This window comes from Sinorhizobium sp. CCBAU 05631 (assembly GCF_002288505.1).
GTDB lineage: Bacteria > Pseudomonadota > Alphaproteobacteria > Rhizobiales > Rhizobiaceae > Sinorhizobium > Sinorhizobium fredii_C.
This window is the reverse complement of record NZ_CP023063.1, coordinates 456,595-472,021: the sequence shown is the minus strand read 5'-3', so window position 1 is coordinate 472,021 and position 15,427 is coordinate 456,595. Positions and strand designations below refer to the sequence as shown.

Sequence of the window (15,427 nt, the reverse complement as noted above, 5' to 3'; positions counted from 1 at the left end):
GCGCAATCATTATATGTATCCACGACGCTGCCCCGCTCACGGAACCGCAACGCTTCTTATCCGTTATTGATCCGCTGACGTCATTTACACGCAATGCAGGGGCGCCATAATTTGAATGGTTATTTCAACCTGATTCGACAGGAGTATCGAGCCCCTTGAACCTCTTGCACCGGCTGGCATCTGATGTGCACTTGATGCTGCGCCGACCGGCGCGCATGCAATATGCCGCGCTGTGCTACCGCATTCGCAGGAAGACGAAGAGCCCGGAAATTCTCCTGCTCACCAGCCGCGACACGGGCCGATGGATCATTCCCAAGGGATGGCCGATGCAGGGAAAGTGGGCGCACGAAGTCGCTGAGCGCGAGGCCTATGAAGAGGCGGGCGTGAAGGGGAAGGTGCAGAAGGCCGCCATCGGCTCCTACGTCTATCAGAAACGCATGGACCACGGCCTGAAGATTCCCTGCAAGGTCCAGGTGCACGCCCTCGAAGTCGACAGTCTGTGCAAGAATTTTCCCGAGAAAGGCGAGCGGAAGCTCGAGTGGGTCGATTGTGAGGAGGCGGCCAGGCGCGTCGCCGAAGCCTCGCTGAAGGAACTCATCCTCGGCTTCGGCAAGCGCATGGCCGCCGCCCAGCCCCCGGAGCCCGCAGCACCCGAAGCCTAAAGCGCGTCGCCTTCAAAAGCATGCATGCGCCGCGCTCAGCCCGCTGATCTTGTGCGTGCCGTTATCCCAAAATCGCTGCACTCTTTTGGGCGACAGCCCAAAGCCGCTTGGTGCGCCCTAGCTTCGCCGCCCCTTTCAAACACCGCTTGAATATGCCGCCGCGCACCGCTACTGGCGAATGTGACAAGGGAGAAACATTTGTGGCCAAGCCGCGCCTGCACCTCGAGAAGCTGACGATCGATAAGGATCTCGACAAGGTCAGCCGTGCCGAGGAGGCATCGCAGCATGTGATGCGCAGGCTTGCCGCCCCGGGTCTCGGCCTGCTCTTCCTGATCCTCAGCATGGTATTCGCAGCCAGCTATTTCACCGGTGCGTCAGGGCTGGCCATTGTCGTGGCGGGGGCCGCGATCGCCGCCTACATGGCCATGAACATCGGCGCCAACGACGTCACCAACAATGTCGGAGCCGCGGTCGGCGCAAAGGCGATGACGATGGCGACGGCACTTGCCATCGCCGCCGTCTTCGAAATTGCCGGAGCCCTGATCGCCGGGCGGAAAGTGACGCTGACCATTGAAGCCGGCATTATCGACGGCGCCAGGCTGGTCAGCCCTGACACGCTCGTCTGGGTGATGATGGCGGCGCTGCTGTCTTCGGCCGTCTGGATCAACATCGCCACCTATGCGCGCGCCCCGGTCTCGACCACTCACTCGATCGCCGGCGGCATCATCGGCGCGGGCCTCGCGGCAGAGGGCCTGGCGAGCGTGAAATGGTGGGCGATCGCCGGGATCACCGCGAGTTGGTCGATCTCTCCCCTGCTCGGCGGCGCGATCGCCGCCCTCTTCCTGGCGTTCCTCAAGGAATTCGTCATCTACCGCGACGACAAGATCGAGGCGGCGCGGTACTGGATGCCGATCGTGCTCGGCGTCACGGCAGGTTCTTTCACGGCCTATGTGGCGATCTTCGGGTTCGTCCATCTGCAGGTGATTTCTCTCTGGACCGCCCTCCTCATCGGCACCCTCGCCGGCATGACCTGTTTCGGGCTGTGCAGGCCGTGGATTCATCGCCAGTCCGTGGGGCTCGACAACCGCAACCAATCGCTTCGCAAGCTGTTCCGCCTGCCGCTCGTTTTCTCCGCCGCGCTGCTCTCCTTCGCCCACGGCGCCAATGACGTGTCGAACGCCATCGGACCGCTGTCGGCGATCGTCTCGGCCGTCAACGGCACGATATCGGCCGCCCGGTCGGAGGCGCCCTTTTGGGTGCTGCTGATAGGCGCCTTCGGCATCGCTCTGGGCCTGCTGCTCTACGGCCCGATCCTGATCCGCGTCGTCGGCGAGGAAATCACCCGCCTCAATCCGATGCGCGCCTTCTGCGTGGCGCTGGCGACGGCGGTCACCGTCCTCCTGGCATCGGCGCTGGGTCTGCCGATCAGTTCCACGCACACAGCGGTCGGCGCCGTTTTCGGCGTCGGCTTCTTCCGCGAATGGTACATACGCCATTCGCAGCGCCGGCTGGAATATATCCGGCGGAGGACCGGCCAATCCGACTTCATGGGCGAGGCGATCGAAACGAATTTCGCCGAGGTGCGCCGCCGCCGGCTGGTGCGCCGTTCCTATTTCCTGACGATTGTGGCCGCCTGGGTAATCACCCTTCCGGCCTCGGCGCTCCTTTCGGCACTCGTCTACCGCCTCCTCGCCGGCCTGTTTTTGTAAGGGCAACAGAATGCGCGCCAATTTCCGCATGCAGCGACTGTTCGTCGAAAGCCCGCTCCACACGGGGGCCAGACACGAGGCCACGAAGGAGCAGTTCAACTATCTCGTCAACGTGCTGCGGTTCGGCGAGGGCTCGTCGGTCCTGGTGTTCAACGGACGGGACGGCGAATGGCGTGCGGAATTGTCCCTGCCGTCCCGCAAACACCTCGTTCTGACGGCAAGCGAGCAGACACGTCCGCAGCCTGCGCCCGCAGACCTCGTCTATCTGTTTGCCCCGCTCAAAGTGGGGCGGCTCGACTATCTGGTCCAGAAGGCCGTCGAGATGGGCGCCGGCGTGCTGCAGCCGGTGATGACCCAGCATGTGCAAGGCAAGCTCGGCAATCTCGACCGCCTGCGCGCCAATGTAATCGAAGCCGCGGAGCAATGCGGCGTTCTCGGCATTCCTTCGGTGGAGCCGCCGCGAAGGCTCGAAGAGCTTTTGGCGGACTGGCCGCGCGAGCGGCGCATCATCTTTTGCGACGAGGGCAATGAGAGCCAGAACCCGCTGCCGGTCCTCGATAAGATCAGCGAGCGCCGCCTCGCCCTGCTGATCGGTCCGGAAGGCGGCTTCTCGGAAGCCGAGCGGGTGCTGCTGCGCAGCCTCGACTACGTCACCGCCATCCCGCTTGGCCCGCGCATCCTGCGAGCCGATACGGCAGCCGTGGCCGCGCTCGCGATCATTCAGGCAACGCTCGGCGACTGGCGATGAAGCCCTCGATCGGCACCGGCACCGGCACGGAGTTTTTTTGACGGCATCTTGAAAGAAATTGACTTGCACCGCACTTGATTACGGTTCAAGCACCCTCCATCCAGTCCTGCTGCCGGCGGGATCCCGCACATACGAAGAAGACGAATATGGCCCGAGACACCACCGACCAGACGCCGGTCACCTCCGTCGCCGACCTGACCGCCTACCTCGCGTCCGGATCGAAGCCGAAGGAGAAGTTCCGGATCGGAACGGAGCACGAGAAATTCGCCTTCTTCAAGGCAGACAACAGCCCCGTGCCCTATTTCGGCGAGGCGAGCATCGAGGCGCTTCTGAAGGGCATGGCTCAAAGGAACGGCTGGGAGCCGATCCTCGACGAAGGCAACATCATCGGACTTGCCGACCACGGCGGCAACGGCGCAATCTCGCTGGAGCCGGGCGGCCAGTTCGAGCTTTCCGGTGCGCCGCTCGAGAACCTGCATCAGACCTGCAAGGAATCGAACCAGCACCTCGCCGTGCTTCGCGAAATCGCCGAACCGCTCGGCATCCGCTTCCTCGGCATCGGCGGCAGCCCGAAATGGACCTTCGAAGAGACGCCGCGAATGCCGAAATCGCGCTACGCGATCATGACGCGCTACATGCCGAAGGTCGGTACCAAGGGCCTCGACATGATGTACCGCACCTGCACGATCCAGGTGAATCTCGACTTCTCCTCCGAGGAGGACATGCGGCGCAAGATGCACGTATCGATGAAGCTGCAATCGCTCGCCACGGCGCTCTTTGCCAGCTCGCCTTTCACCGACGGCAAGCCGAACGGGCTGCTTTCGTGGCGCGGCGACATCTGGCGCGACACCGACAACCGGCGGGCCGGCCTGCTGCCATCCGCCTTCAAGGCGGACTTCGGCTTTGTCGATTACGTCGAATGGGCGCTCGACGTGCCGATGTATTTCGTCGTGCGCGACGGCCATTATCATGACTGTACGCATGTCACCTTCCGCCAGTTCATGAACGGGGCTCTGAAGGATGAGATCGCCGAGTGGCAGCCGAATATGGGCGACTGGACCAACCATCTTTCGACCCTTTTCCCCGACGTCCGGCTGAAGCGATTCCTCGAGATGCGCGGCGCCGACGGCGGACCTTGGCGACGGATTTGCGCGCTCCCCGCCTTCTGGGTCGGCCTGCTCTATGACGACCAGGCATTGGCGGACGCCGAGGCACTTACAAGCGACTGGACTTACGACGAGGTTCAGGCGCTGAGGGATGCGGTTCCCGCCGAGGGGCTGGCCGCGAGGTTCAGAACGGCGTCGCTCTTCGACATCGCCCGCGAGGTGCTGACGATTTCGCGCGCGGGGCTGAAGCGGCGCAACCGTCTGAACGGCGACGGCATCGACGAGAGCCATTTCCTGGAGCCGCTCGACGAGGTCCTGGCGAAGAAGGCGACGCTCGCCGAGGACCTGCTGGCCCTCTATAACGGCCGCTGGAACCGTTCCGTGGATCCCGTCTTCACGGAATACCAGTACTGAGGGGCGAAGCGCGTCCCCGTCCCTAGACAAAAAGCGGTTTCCAGACCCTGGATTCCCGTTATAGTGCAATGACATGCGTCGCTCGCCCGGGAAGGAACCGCCATGGCACCGCTTTTTGACATGTTCGCACAGGCGCAGAACGGCCAGGCGATCGAGCTGATGGCGAAGCAGTTTGGTCTGGCCCAGGAGCAGATGACCAAGGCGACGGCGGCACTGTTGCCGGCCTTCTCCACGGGCTTCAAGCGCAACACCGCCAATCCCTATGATTTCGGAGCGCTGCTGACGGCCCTTTCGACCGGCAATTATGTCAAGTATTTCGAGGACATGCGGCAGGCCTTCACGCCGGAAGGAGTGGCGGCCGGCAACGACATCCTCGGCCAGCTGTTCGGCTCGAAGGAGATGTCGAGGGCGATCGCCGCTCAGGCGGCGCAAATCACCGGCATCGGCCAGGAAGTCTACAAGCAGATGCTGCCGGTGATGGCGAGCACACTGATGGGCGGCCTTTTCAAGGAGACCACCAGCCAGGTGAACGAAGCGCTCGCCAACAATCCGATGATGACGCTGATGCGGCAATGGATGGAGGCGACCGGCCTCGCCAGGAAGCCCGAGCCTCAGCCAAACCCGTTCGACAATCCCTTCACTCAGGCGATGCAAGGCTTCTTTGGCGTCGGCAAGACGCAAGAGAAGCCAAAAACACCCGATTTTTTCGCCGACAATCCCTTCTTCAAGGCCTATCAGGACATGTTGCGCGGCAGCAGCGCGGCGGCCGAAAAGCCACCCCAGGAAAACCCTGCTTTTGCTCAGTTCTCGCAGATGATGAACAGCATGTTCGACAGCGGACTTGAGATGCAGAAGGAATATCAAAAGAATATCGACGCGCTGTTCGAGAGCTATCAGAAGCGCTCAGGCGGCGAGGCATGATTTTGCCCCTCACCCTCCCCCCGTTCTGACGGGGAGAGGGGACTCTGGCGTCGCCACGAGGCTCCTTCGCCCCGCTCGCGGGGAGAAGGTGGCCGGCAGGCCGGATGAGGGGCAAACGCCTTCCCGAACTTGCTTTTTCCCCAGAAAAAAAGCCCGGTACATGTCTTGGCATGTACCGGGCAAGCGGCAGGGTCTATTGGCTCATACCCTGCGGGGAACGCATCGATGATCAGCATCACCGTAGCTGGAATTTCGCGGCATGATACGCGCGATGGCGGCAGGCTTTCGCCGGATCATGCCGCAAATGACGCATCCTGCAGAGTTGCGGGCCTGTGCAGACGCGCGACGCGGGGCGGACGCGCCACGGGAATGTCAATCGTGGCGGACACCCCGGTAGAAGAGGTTCGCCCGATTTCTCGACGCGCGCGTCAGGAAGCAGCCAGGACTGTCGAAGAAGGACGAGGTCGTGGCCTCGTGCAGATCTTCGCGTTTCAGCCCCATGTCGAGCAGTTGCCGATCGTCGAGATCATGCAGACGCGCAATCTGGCGGCGGTCTTGGTACAGGCGCCAGACACCCGTCAGCACGCCGATGACCGTTGCCGAACGGGACGCAAGCGACGGCTTGCCAGCAGCGAGGTCGAGATCGAGGGCGTGTTGGGTCGTGCGCATGACAAAACTCCTTTTTCGGGCACGAAGAGGCCTATGCCACTGCGCGGAGGTCACGCGCAGGGGCAGGCGGGAACGATGTGGTTGATCGGCGGTGAAGTCGCCGGGAGGATCGACGTGATTTGCACGCTATGAATCGCAAATCCTTATTGATCAGTCCAACGAATGTTTCTAATGATATTCATCAAACAATTTTATGGGTAACCGGCCATGTCCGCACCGCTCGACATCGATCAGTTGCAAACCTTCGTCGCCATCGCCGACACGGGCAGCTTCACCAAGGCGGCCGATCGCGTCTTCAAGACCCAATCGGCGGTGTCGATGCAGATGCGCCGGCTAGAGGAACGCATCGGCAAGCCGCTGTTCATGAAGGACGGGCGCGGCAACCGCTTGACCGTCGAAGGCGACAGGCTCTTGAATTTTGCCCGGCGGATGATCCGCCTCAACAACGAGGCGATCGCCTCCTTCGACGACAACAGGCTTGAAGGCACGCTGAGGATCGGCACGCCCGACGACTATGCCGACCGCTACATGCCCGAAATCATCGGCCGCTTTGCGAAGACCCACCCGAATGTCGAACTCTACATAGTCTGCGAGCCCTCGGCCGATCTCGCCGAGAAGATGGCAAAGGGCGACCTCGACATCGCGCTCGTCACCCACAATCCGCGGGTTCGGCCCTCCGACGTGGTGAGAACCGAGCCGCTCTGCTGGGTGAGTTCAATCAACCATCCGCTTCCGGAAAATGCGCCGATCCCGCTTGCTGTCGGACGGCGCGACTGCGTTTGGCGCCAGGCCGCCTGTGCCGCGCTCGATGCGACCGGCCGCGAGTATCAGATCCTGTTCACAAGCTGGTCGTCGACGGTCGTCGCTGCCGCGGTGCTTGCCGGGATGGCGGTCTCGGTGCTGCCGGAGTCGGCGCTTCGTCCCGGCATGAAGGTCTTGACGCTCGCCGACGGATTCCCGGCTCTCGCGCCGGTGCAGATCGGCATCATGAAGCGGCCCGGACTTTCGCCCTCGCTGTCGAACGCCATCACCAATCACATCACCGCCTGCCTCGACAACATCACGCCGATCGCGGTCAATGACGACCTCGACAACGACATCAAGGGCTATCCGCGCTATCCGCGCCTGAGGCAGAGCCATATGCTGCCCGGCTGGTAAGCGGGCTCACGAACTGCATAATCTGCAATTGTGCTGCTAGCTGCTTTTCAATAAGCATGTCCTATCATGCTGACGCTTCGCCAGATGCGCTATTTCGATGCGCTCGCCACGGCCCGCCATTTCGGCCGCGCGGCCGAGCTCGCCCATGTCAGCCAGCCGGCCCTTTCGGCGCAGATCATGGAGATGGAAGAGCATCTCGGGGTCAAGCTCGTGGAGAGAAGCCGCGGCGGCGTGTTTCTGACCGTCAAGGGCGAGGACGTGCTGGTGCGGGTCCGGGCGATTCTGGCCGAAGTCGACCGGCTGGAGGAGAGCGCCCGGGCGAATTCGGGAACGCTCGAAGGGCGCATCCGCCTTGGCGTCATCCCGACGCTGGCGCCCTATCTGGTGCCGCAGCTCATTCCCTATCTGCGGGCGCGATATGCGGATATCGAAATCGAGCTCAAGGAGTCGCTGACCGACAGGCTGGTCGCCGACCTTGGTGACGGCCGCCTCGACGCTGTCGTCGCCGCGCTGCCGATCGATGCCGACGGCATCGCCACGCGCCCGCTGTTTTCGGACCGGTTTTTCATGGCCGTGGCGGACAACGACCGCAACGTGCTGATGTCGCCGATGACGGAGGAGCAGGTCGATATCTCGCAACTGCTGCTGCTCGAGGAAGGCCATTGCCTGCGCGACCAGGCATTGGCCGTCTGTAACACCGCCGGAAAACGGCAGTTGATGAGCTTCGGCGCCACCTCCATGGCGACGCTTCTGCAGATGGTGGCGAACGGCATGGGCATGACGCTCATTCCGGAGATTGCTATACCGAGCGAGGCGGCACGCAACGCGATCCGCATCGTACCCTTCGCCGATCCCGGCCCGGCGCGCGAGATCGGCCTTATCTGGCGCCGCAGCAATCCGCGCCGGCGCGACATGGACGCGCTGGCAGAAGCGATCGTCGACTGTGCCCGCTCGATATCCAGCGGGACCGAGGGGTAGGGAGAACGGCCAGCGATCAGCCCACCCCGGAACTCGGCGCGATCAAGCGAGTTTCGTCTTCAGGAACTCGATCGTCCGCCCCCAGGCGAGATCGGCCGCCGCCTTGTCGTAGCGGGCGGCCGAGGTGTCGTTGTTGAAGGCATGGTTGACGCCCTCATAGACATGGATCGTGGCGTCCTTGCCGTTTTCGGTCAGGGCCTTGCGGTAAGCCTCGATGCCGGCATTGATGCGCTCGTCGAGCCCCGCATAGTGGAGAAGCATGGCGGCCTTGATCTTCGCCACATCCTCGGCCTTCGGCTGGGAGCCGTAATAGGCGACGCCGGCCTTGAGGTCAGGCGAGTTCACCGCCAGGCGATTGACCATGCCGCCGCCCCAGCAGAAGCCGATCGCGCCGACATTGCCGGTGCTTTCCGCATGTCCCTTGAGGAAGGCGACGGTCGCCACCGCGTTGGAGTTGGTCTCACCGGCGTCGAGCGCGCTGATCATTTCGCGCGCCTTGTCCTCGTCGCTCGGCGTGCCGCCGTCGGGCGACAGGAAATCCGGAGCGAGCGCGACGAAGCCTTCGAGGGCGACGCGACGGGCGACATCCTTGATATGTGGGTTGAGGCCGCGATTCTCATGGATGACGATGACCGCCGGGAGTTTTCCGGATGCGCTGGCCGGCTTGACCAGATAGCCCTTCATCTCGCCATCGGCACCGGGATAGGTGATGTCCTCGCCTTTGATCCGCTCGTCCGTCGCGGCGACCACCTCGGCCTTGGCGCTGTTGGCGGCCAGCATCGGGGCGATTGCCGCGGCGGCCGCCGCCGAACCGGCAAGAGCCGTCAGCCTCTCCATGAAGCGACGGCGATCCAGGGTCAGATGGGTGTATTCGTCATAGGCATCGATCATTGCCTGGGTGATCTCAGGCTTGTTCATGACGCTCTCCTCCGGCGTTTTTCCGAAGGCTGCGCAGTGATAGCCGCGCCGCCCGCCGACAGGATAGGTCAGCGGGCGGCAGGTACACGTCAAAACTGCGTTACTTGCTGTGATCGATGCCTCAACTCAGGTCGAGAACGATGCGGCCGTCGATCTTGCCTTCTTCCATGCGCTCGAAGATGGCGTTGATGTTTTCGATCTTGTCCCAGGAGAAGTGGGCCCCGACCTTGCCCTCGCCGGCAAATTCCAAGGCTTCCTCAAGATCCTGGCGGGTGCCGACGATCGAGCCGCGCACCGTGATGCGCTTCAGCACCGTGTCGAAGACCGGCAGGCAGAGCTGGCTCGGTGGCAGACCGACGAGGGCCATGGTGCCCTTTGAACGCAGCATCCGGTAGGCCTGCTCCATCGCCTTTGGCGAGACCGCCGTGACCAGCGCCCCGTGGACACCGCCGGTCCGCTTCTGCACCTCCTCGACAGCGTCACCCGCTCGTGCATCGACGACGAGGTCGGCGCCGAGCTTTTCGGCAAGCGCGACCTTGTCCGGGAAGATGTCGGCCGCAGCAACATGCATGCCCATGGCCTTTGCATATTGCACGGCCATGTGGCCGAGGCCGCCGATGCCCGAGACGAGAACCCATTCGCCGGGTTTCACCTCCGTCTCCTTCAGGCCCTTGTAGACCGTCACACCGGCGCAAAGCACCGGTGCGGCCGGACCGAACTCCAGTTTGGCGGGCAGCCTGCCGACGAAATCCGGATCCGCCAGGCCGTACTGGGCAAAAGTACCGTCGACCGTATAGCCGCTGTTCTGCTGGCTCCCGCACAGCGTTTCCCAGCCGGTTCGGCATGGCGTGCAGCAGCCGCAGGCCGTGTGCAGCCATGGGACGCCGACGCGGTCGCCCTCCTTCAGCCGCGTGACGCCGGCGCCGACTTGGCGACGTAGCCGACACCCTCATGGCCGGGGATAATGGGCGGATTGGGGCGAACTGGCCAATCGCCCTTGGCGGCGTGCAGGTCGGTGTGGCACACGCCCGTGGCCTCGTATTTGATCAGGACCTGCCCCGGTCCAGGCTGCGGTATGGGCAATTCCTCGATCACAAGCGGATTGCCGAATTCGCACACCACGGCGGCTTTCATCATTCCGGCCATATCGATCTCCTCCGATGTTCAATGTTGGCATGGAAATTGTGCCAGCGCCGCATTACCCTCCGCCAAAGCAGCGCGTTGACGGATGCAAGCTTAGCGGCAGGGCCGGCCGGGGTCCCTTGACGCTCATCAAGCGCCGGACGTTTCGAGCAGGAGATTGTCTCCGAGCTGAGACAGTCGGACCGACTGACGGCGATCGTCAGTTCATCGCCATCCAGAGGGCGAGCCAGGCCCACATGGCTGCAAGCATGACAAAGCCGGCCAGGAAGAGAGGGCCGCGATGGCGGAGCCGGTTGCTGGTCACATGAACGAACGCGTGCGCGTAGCGGAATCCGACGAACACCCAGGCAAGGCCCACCGCCAGAAGATTGTCAGCTGCGGTGATGTAGAGAAGCACGCAGCAGGCATGGAAGAGCACCGGCAGTTCGAACTGGTTGGCGATGCTGTTACGCACGACCAGGCTCTCGCTCGGCTCTCCCCGGTTCTCGCGAAACTCAGATGGCTCCGCCTTGCCGGCGCGCACAACCGCAGATCGGCGCGTCGAGAGGAGCGCATAGAGCGCGAAGACCAGCGCGACATGGGCGACCACGGGCCAGAATATCTCGAACCCCGTCATCGGTGCTCCGCTTCAAAGTCTCGAATGGAACGCTTGAGGAAAGAAAGTGGGACGCCGGACGGCGTCCCAGGGAAGATATCAAGCGGCGCCCGGATAGTTCGGGCTCTCGCGGGTGATCGTCACATCATGGGCGTGGCTCTCGCGAAGGCCGGCGCCGGAGATGCGCACGAAGGTGGCGCGCTCCTGGTAGTCCTTGATCGTCGCGCCGCCGACATAGCCCATCGACGCCTTGAGACCGCCGGCGAGCTGGTGCAGCACGCCGCCGACCGGCCCCTTGTAGGGCACCTGGCCCTCGATGCCTTCCGGCACGAGCTTCAGCGTGTCGCGGACTTCCGCCTGGAAATAGCGGTCGGCCGAACCGCGCGCCATGGCGCCGACCGAACCCATGCCGCGGTAGGCCTTGAAGGAACGGCCCTGGTAGAGGAAGACCTCGCCGGGGCTTTCCTCGGTGCCGGCGAGCAGCGAGCCGACCATGACGGCAGACGCGCCGGCGGCGATCGCCTTGGCGAGGTCGCCGGAATATTTGATGCCGCCGTCGGCGATCACCGGGATGCCCGAGGCCTGCGCCGCCTCGACGGCCGCCATGATCGCGGCGAGCTGCGGCACGCCGACGCCGGCAACGATACGGGTGGTGCAGATGGAGCCCGGACCGATGCCGACCTTGACGGCATCGGCGCCGGCGTCAATCAGAGCCTTGGTGCCGTCCGCCGTTGCAACATTACCGGCCATGATGCGGACCGAGTTCGACAGGTTCTTCACCCGGCTGACCGCGTCGAGGACGCGCTGCGAATGGCCGTGCGCGGTGTCGACGACGATCAGGTCGACACCGGCGTCAATCAGTCGCTCGGCGCGCTCGAAGCCGTCGTCGCCGACGCTGACCGCAGCGGCGGCGCGAAGCCGTCCCTGGGAGTCCTTGGAGGCGTTCGGGTTCAACTGCGACTTCTCGATGTCCTTGACCGTGATCAGGCCGACGCAGCGGCCTTCCGGATCGACGACCAGCAGCTTCTCGATCCGGTGCTTGTGCAAGAGGCGCTTGGCCTCCTGCTGATCGACGCTTTCCTTGACGGTGACGAGGTTTTCCCGCGTCATCAGTTCATAGATCTTCTGCGCCGGATCGGACGCGAAGCGGACGTCGCGGTTGGTCAGGATGCCGACGAGGCGGCCCTGCTTCTGGCCGCCGCTGCCGCCGTTCTCTACGACCGGAATGCCGGAAATGCCGTGCGCCTTCATCAGGCCCAGCGCGTCCGCCAGCGTCGCGTCCGGTCCGATCGTCACCGGATTGACGACCATGCCGCTTTCGAACTTCTTGACCTGGCGGACCTCTTCGGCCTGTTCGGCGGGCGTCAGATTGCGGTGGATGACGCCGATGCCGCCGGCCTGGGCCATGGCGATCGCGAGTCGCGCCTCGGTGACCGTGTCCATGGCGGCCGAAAGAATCGGCAGATTGAGATCGATATCCTGGGCTATGCGGGTCGCGATATTCGTCTGGCCGGGCATCACCTCGGAATGTCCCGGCTGCAGCAGGACGTCGTCGAAGGTCAAAGCCTCCAGACCGGTTGCCGTTTCGATGATGCGCGCCATGGCCAGTTCCTCTTCGAATATACGAAAATCCCCGGGGACCATCAGCGACTTGTCCACCGGGTGACTTCAAAGCTTGTCTTGGAAGTTGGCGAGGGCTCGTAACACGGATATGTCAGAATGGAAATAGTCGGGGCCCGGAAATTTCCCGGGCCCCGCATATTTGTTGTTGCAGAGCAACAAAGCGCCGGATTCAGATGTCGAACTGGTAGGTTACCGGCACGAAGCGGTAGCCCTGGTCCCGCCGCTCGACGAAGCCGACCGCGGGAAAAGGCATGTGATAGCCGATGAAGGGCAGCCGATCGGTCGCGATCATATCGAACACCTTGCGCCGGGTGGCGCCGGCGGCCGTCTTGTCCATGTCGAAGCGGACTTCCCAATCGGGCCGCTGCAGCGACAGGACATAGTGGTTGGCGGTGTCCGCGGTCAGGATCAGCGCCTTGCCCTCCGATTCGAGCCTGTAGATCATGTGCCCCGGAGAGTGGCCGAAAGCGGCGATGGCGCTGATCCCCGGCACGACCTCGGCGCCGTCGGCGACGAAGGTGGTCCTTTCCGCCAGCGGCACGACCTTGGCAAGCACCGCCTTATGACCGTTTTCGGCGGGCGTGCCGACACGGGCCTGATCCTTCCAGAAGTCGAACTCCACCTGTCCGGTCACATAGCGGGCATTCGCAAAGGCCGGTTTGCCGCCTTCCACAAGACCTCCGATGTGATCGCCGTGCATGACGACGACCGAGACCTGCTCCGGCGTATAGCCTGCGGCCCGGATGCCGTCGGCGAGCCTTCCGGTCCCTGCCTCCCGGCCGCCTTCGCCGAGCCCCGTATCGAACAGCACGATCTCCAATCCGGTATCGACCAGCACCGGCGAGAAGCCGTTGATGAAGCCGGAGGTCGGCAGGAAATTCTGCTCGAGTAGCGCGGATACCGCCTCCGCCGGCTGATTGGTACCATAGGTTTCGTGCGGATTTTGCGAGGCGCGCGTGCCGTCGCTGATCACCGTCACCTTGAAGGTGCCGAGCTTGAAGGCCTTGAAAGCCGCGTCATCCGTCATGGCACCCTTTGCACTTTCCTGAGCATTGGCAATTCCACTTAACAGGCCCGGCGCCGCCAAGGCAGCCGCTCCCGCTCCGACAGGGTTCGGCGCTTCAAACTCTGTGTGATGATGATCGCTCCTGTAGATTGGCGCTGCCCTTGCATGCCAGCAGGCAAGAAGTAGCGGCCTTGACGGAAAAGGTCAGCCGGATCACAGGCATTTGATCTGCAATCGCCGGTTTGCCTCGACAAAGCCATCGGGACCGTCTACCGGACGCCGACCCCGCATCCAAGGTCTCTCATGAACCGCATCGTCCCGATGATCCTGGCCGTCGCTCTTTTCATGGAGCAGATGGATTCCACCGTCATTTCGACGTCGCTCCCGGCGATCGCGCATGACATCGGCGTCGGGCCGATCACGCTCAAGCTGGCGCTCACCTCCTATATGGTTGCGCTCGCAATCTTCATTCCCTTGAGCGGCTGGATGGCGGACCGCTTCGGCGCCAAGCGCATCTTCCGCACGGCGATGCTCGTGTTCGTCGCCGGATCGGTGTTCTGCGCCGTCGCAGACAGCTTGGTCGCCTTCGTGCTGGCGCGCTTCCTGCAGGGCATGGGTGGCGCGATGATGACGCCGGTCGCGCGGCTCGTGCTGGTGCGCGGCACGCCGCGCAGCGAGCTCGTCTCCGCCATGGCGCTGCTCACCATTCCGGCTCTCGTCGGACCCTTGGCGGGCCCACCGCTCGGCGGCTTCATCACCACCTATTTCTCCTGGCACTGGATCTTCCTGATCAATGTGCCGGTCGGCATTGCGGGCTATGTGCTTTCCGGCATCTACCTGCCGGAGATGGAGCGGCAGAACCCGCCGCCGGTCGACATTCTCGGCTTTCTGCTCGGCGGCATCGCCGCCTCGGGCATCGTCTTCGGACTTTCGGTCATCAGCCTGCCGGCCCTGCCGCCGGCGGTCGGCATCGCTTCCGTCGCGGCCGGCATTGCCGCGACCTTCCTTTACATCTTCCACGCGCGCCGCCATCCGGCACCGGTGCTCGACCTCGGGCTGTTTCGCGACAGCGCCTTCCGCGCCGCCTCGATCGGCGGCACGGTCTTCCGCATCTCCGTCGGCGCCGTTCCGTTCCTAATGCCGCTGATGCTGCAGATCGGCTTCGGCCTCAATCCGTTCCAGTCGGGGCTGATCACCTTCATCGGCGCCGTCGGCGCGATCACCACGAAATTCTTCGCCCGCCGCGTTCTCGCCTTTGCCGGCTTCCGCACGACGCTGATCATTGCCGCCATCATCGCCGCCGGCACCACCTTCGTGAACGGCTTCTTCACGCCGGCGACGCCTTACCTCGTCATGCTCACGATCCTGCTCATCGCCGGCTTTGCCCGCTCCTTCTTCTTCACCAGCGTCAACGCACTTTCCTTCGCCGACATCGACGACGCCGACGCCAGCAAGGCAACGTCGATGAGCGCCGTGCTGCAGCAGATCAGCCTTGCGCTCGGCGTGGCGGTGGCGGGCGCGATCCTGGAAATCCGAACCGCGATCGGCAGCGGACCGCTGGCGCTCGACGACTTTCACATCGGCTTCATGATCATCGCGGTCGCCAATCTGCTGGCGGCGATCCCGTTTTTGACGATGGCGAAGAATGCCGGCGCTTCCGTCTCCGGCCATCGAAAGGCGCTGCGGGAAGCCGAGGCGACGGCCGGTAAGTAGCTCTCTAATCAGACTGCGCTATGGGAACATCGCAGAGGGGGGCGGGTCCACCTCGATTGTCTTC

Annotated in this window: 12 protein-coding genes and 2 pseudogenes; 8 read left to right on the top strand and 6 right to left on the bottom strand. The window is 63.6% G+C overall.

All coding sequences use genetic code 11. The annotated features are described in order from the left end of the window. The first annotated feature begins 155 nt into the window (after positions 1-155). The 5 genes from SS05631_RS02210 (at position 156) to SS05631_RS02190 (ending at position 5,560) form a co-directional block, all read left to right on the top strand. The gene (locus SS05631_RS02210) at positions 156-662 is read left to right on the top strand and encodes an NUDIX hydrolase (RefSeq protein WP_037413231.1); all 507 of its coding nucleotides are present in this window, start codon (positions 156-158) and stop codon (positions 660-662) included. A gap of 200 nt (positions 663-862) precedes the next feature. After that, positions 863-2,371, top strand: a complete 1,509-nt coding sequence (locus tag SS05631_RS02205; protein WP_037413229.1) for an inorganic phosphate transporter — start codon at positions 863-865, stop codon at positions 2,369-2,371. Between the two features lie 10 nt (positions 2,372-2,381). Then, entirely contained in the window at positions 2,382-3,119 is a 738-nt protein-coding gene (locus tag SS05631_RS02200) for a 16S rRNA (uracil(1498)-N(3))-methyltransferase (RefSeq protein WP_037413228.1), read from the top strand. Positions 3,120-3,265: 146 nt separating this feature from the next. Continuing rightward, positions 3,266-4,639 carry a glutamate--cysteine ligase gene (locus SS05631_RS02195; protein ID WP_037413227.1) on the top strand — a complete coding sequence of 458 codons (1,374 nt, stop codon included), beginning with the start codon at positions 3,266-3,268 and terminating at the stop codon, positions 4,637-4,639. A 102-nt stretch (positions 4,640-4,741) separates the two neighbouring features. After that, entirely contained in the window at positions 4,742-5,560 is an 819-nt protein-coding gene (locus SS05631_RS02190) for a DUF937 domain-containing protein (protein WP_037413225.1), read from the top strand. A 372-nt stretch (positions 5,561-5,932) separates the two neighbouring features. Here SS05631_RS02190 and SS05631_RS02185 read toward each other — a convergent pair whose 3' ends face one another. Next, the gene (locus SS05631_RS02185) at positions 5,933-6,229 is read right to left on the bottom strand and encodes a DUF1127 domain-containing protein (protein ID WP_037413223.1); all 297 of its coding nucleotides are present in this window, start codon (positions 6,227-6,229) and stop codon (positions 5,933-5,935) included. 207 nt (positions 6,230-6,436) lie between these two features. Here SS05631_RS02185 and SS05631_RS02180 point away from each other — a divergent pair, with 207 nt between their 5' ends. Both SS05631_RS02180 and oxyR read left to right on the top strand, forming a co-directional pair. Further along, positions 6,437-7,387 carry a LysR substrate-binding domain-containing protein gene (locus SS05631_RS02180; protein ID WP_037413222.1) on the top strand — a complete coding sequence of 317 codons (951 nt, stop codon included), beginning with the start codon at positions 6,437-6,439 and terminating at the stop codon, positions 7,385-7,387. Between the two features lie 66 nt (positions 7,388-7,453). After that, complete coding sequence (gene oxyR, locus SS05631_RS02175) at positions 7,454-8,365, top strand: hydrogen peroxide-inducible genes activator OxyR (protein ID WP_037413220.1); 912 nt, start codon at positions 7,454-7,456, stop codon at positions 8,363-8,365. Positions 8,366-8,407: 42 nt separating this feature from the next. On the opposite strand, the gene SS05631_RS02170 is transcribed toward oxyR, so the two are convergent. From SS05631_RS02170 to SS05631_RS02150, 5 genes and pseudogenes are all read right to left on the bottom strand, one after another. Then, positions 8,408-9,283 (bottom strand): dienelactone hydrolase family protein, encoded by an 876-nt coding sequence (locus SS05631_RS02170; protein ID WP_095677913.1) that lies wholly within the window; start codon positions 9,281-9,283, stop codon positions 8,408-8,410. Positions 9,284-9,404: 121 nt separating this feature from the next. Beyond that, positions 9,405-10,429 (bottom strand): annotated as a pseudogene (adhP, locus tag SS05631_RS02165) (alcohol dehydrogenase AdhP). Between the two features lie 196 nt (positions 10,430-10,625). After that, positions 10,626-11,042 carry an MAPEG family protein gene (locus SS05631_RS02160; RefSeq protein ID WP_037413206.1) on the bottom strand — a complete coding sequence of 139 codons (417 nt, stop codon included), beginning with the start codon at positions 11,040-11,042 and terminating at the stop codon, positions 10,626-10,628. Between the two features lie 78 nt (positions 11,043-11,120). After that, positions 11,121-12,623 (bottom strand): IMP dehydrogenase, encoded by a 1,503-nt coding sequence (gene guaB, locus SS05631_RS02155; protein WP_037413216.1) that lies wholly within the window; start codon positions 12,621-12,623, stop codon positions 11,121-11,123. 190 nt (positions 12,624-12,813) lie between these two features. Then, positions 12,814-13,781, bottom strand: a pseudogene (locus SS05631_RS02150) (MBL fold metallo-hydrolase). A 172-nt stretch (positions 13,782-13,953) separates the two neighbouring features. Here SS05631_RS02150 and SS05631_RS02145 point away from each other — a divergent pair. After that, a complete protein-coding gene (locus tag SS05631_RS02145) occupies positions 13,954-15,363 on the top strand; it encodes a DHA2 family efflux MFS transporter permease subunit (RefSeq protein ID WP_037413203.1) in 1,410 nt (469 codons plus the stop codon). The last annotated feature ends 64 nt before the right edge of the window (positions 15,364-15,427 follow it).

Excerpts from the sequence above, each read along its gene's own strand:
- SS05631_RS02200 (WP_037413228.1), top strand. The coding sequence starts at position 2,382 with ATGCGCGCCAATTTCCGCATGCAGCGACTGTTCGTCGAAAGCCCGCTC.
- guaB (WP_037413216.1), bottom strand. The coding sequence starts at position 12,623 with ATGGCGCGCATCATCGAAACGGCAACCGGTCTGGAGGCTTTGACCTTC.
- SS05631_RS02185 (WP_037413223.1), bottom strand. The coding sequence starts at position 6,229 with ATGCGCACGACCCAACACGCCCTCGATCTCGACCTCGCTGCTGGCAAG.
- SS05631_RS02160 (WP_037413206.1), bottom strand. The coding sequence starts at position 11,042 with ATGACGGGGTTCGAGATATTCTGGCCCGTGGTCGCCCATGTCGCGCTG.
- oxyR (WP_037413220.1), top strand. The coding sequence starts at position 7,454 with ATGCTGACGCTTCGCCAGATGCGCTATTTCGATGCGCTCGCCACGGCC.
- SS05631_RS02170 (WP_095677913.1), bottom strand. The coding sequence starts at position 9,283 with ATGAACAAGCCTGAGATCACCCAGGCAATGATCGATGCCTATGACGAA.
- SS05631_RS02195 (WP_037413227.1), top strand. The coding sequence starts at position 3,266 with ATGGCCCGAGACACCACCGACCAGACGCCGGTCACCTCCGTCGCCGAC.
- SS05631_RS02145 (WP_037413203.1), top strand. The coding sequence starts at position 13,954 with ATGAACCGCATCGTCCCGATGATCCTGGCCGTCGCTCTTTTCATGGAG.
- SS05631_RS02180 (WP_037413222.1), top strand. The coding sequence starts at position 6,437 with ATGTCCGCACCGCTCGACATCGATCAGTTGCAAACCTTCGTCGCCATC.
- SS05631_RS02190 (WP_037413225.1), top strand. The coding sequence starts at position 4,742 with ATGGCACCGCTTTTTGACATGTTCGCACAGGCGCAGAACGGCCAGGCG.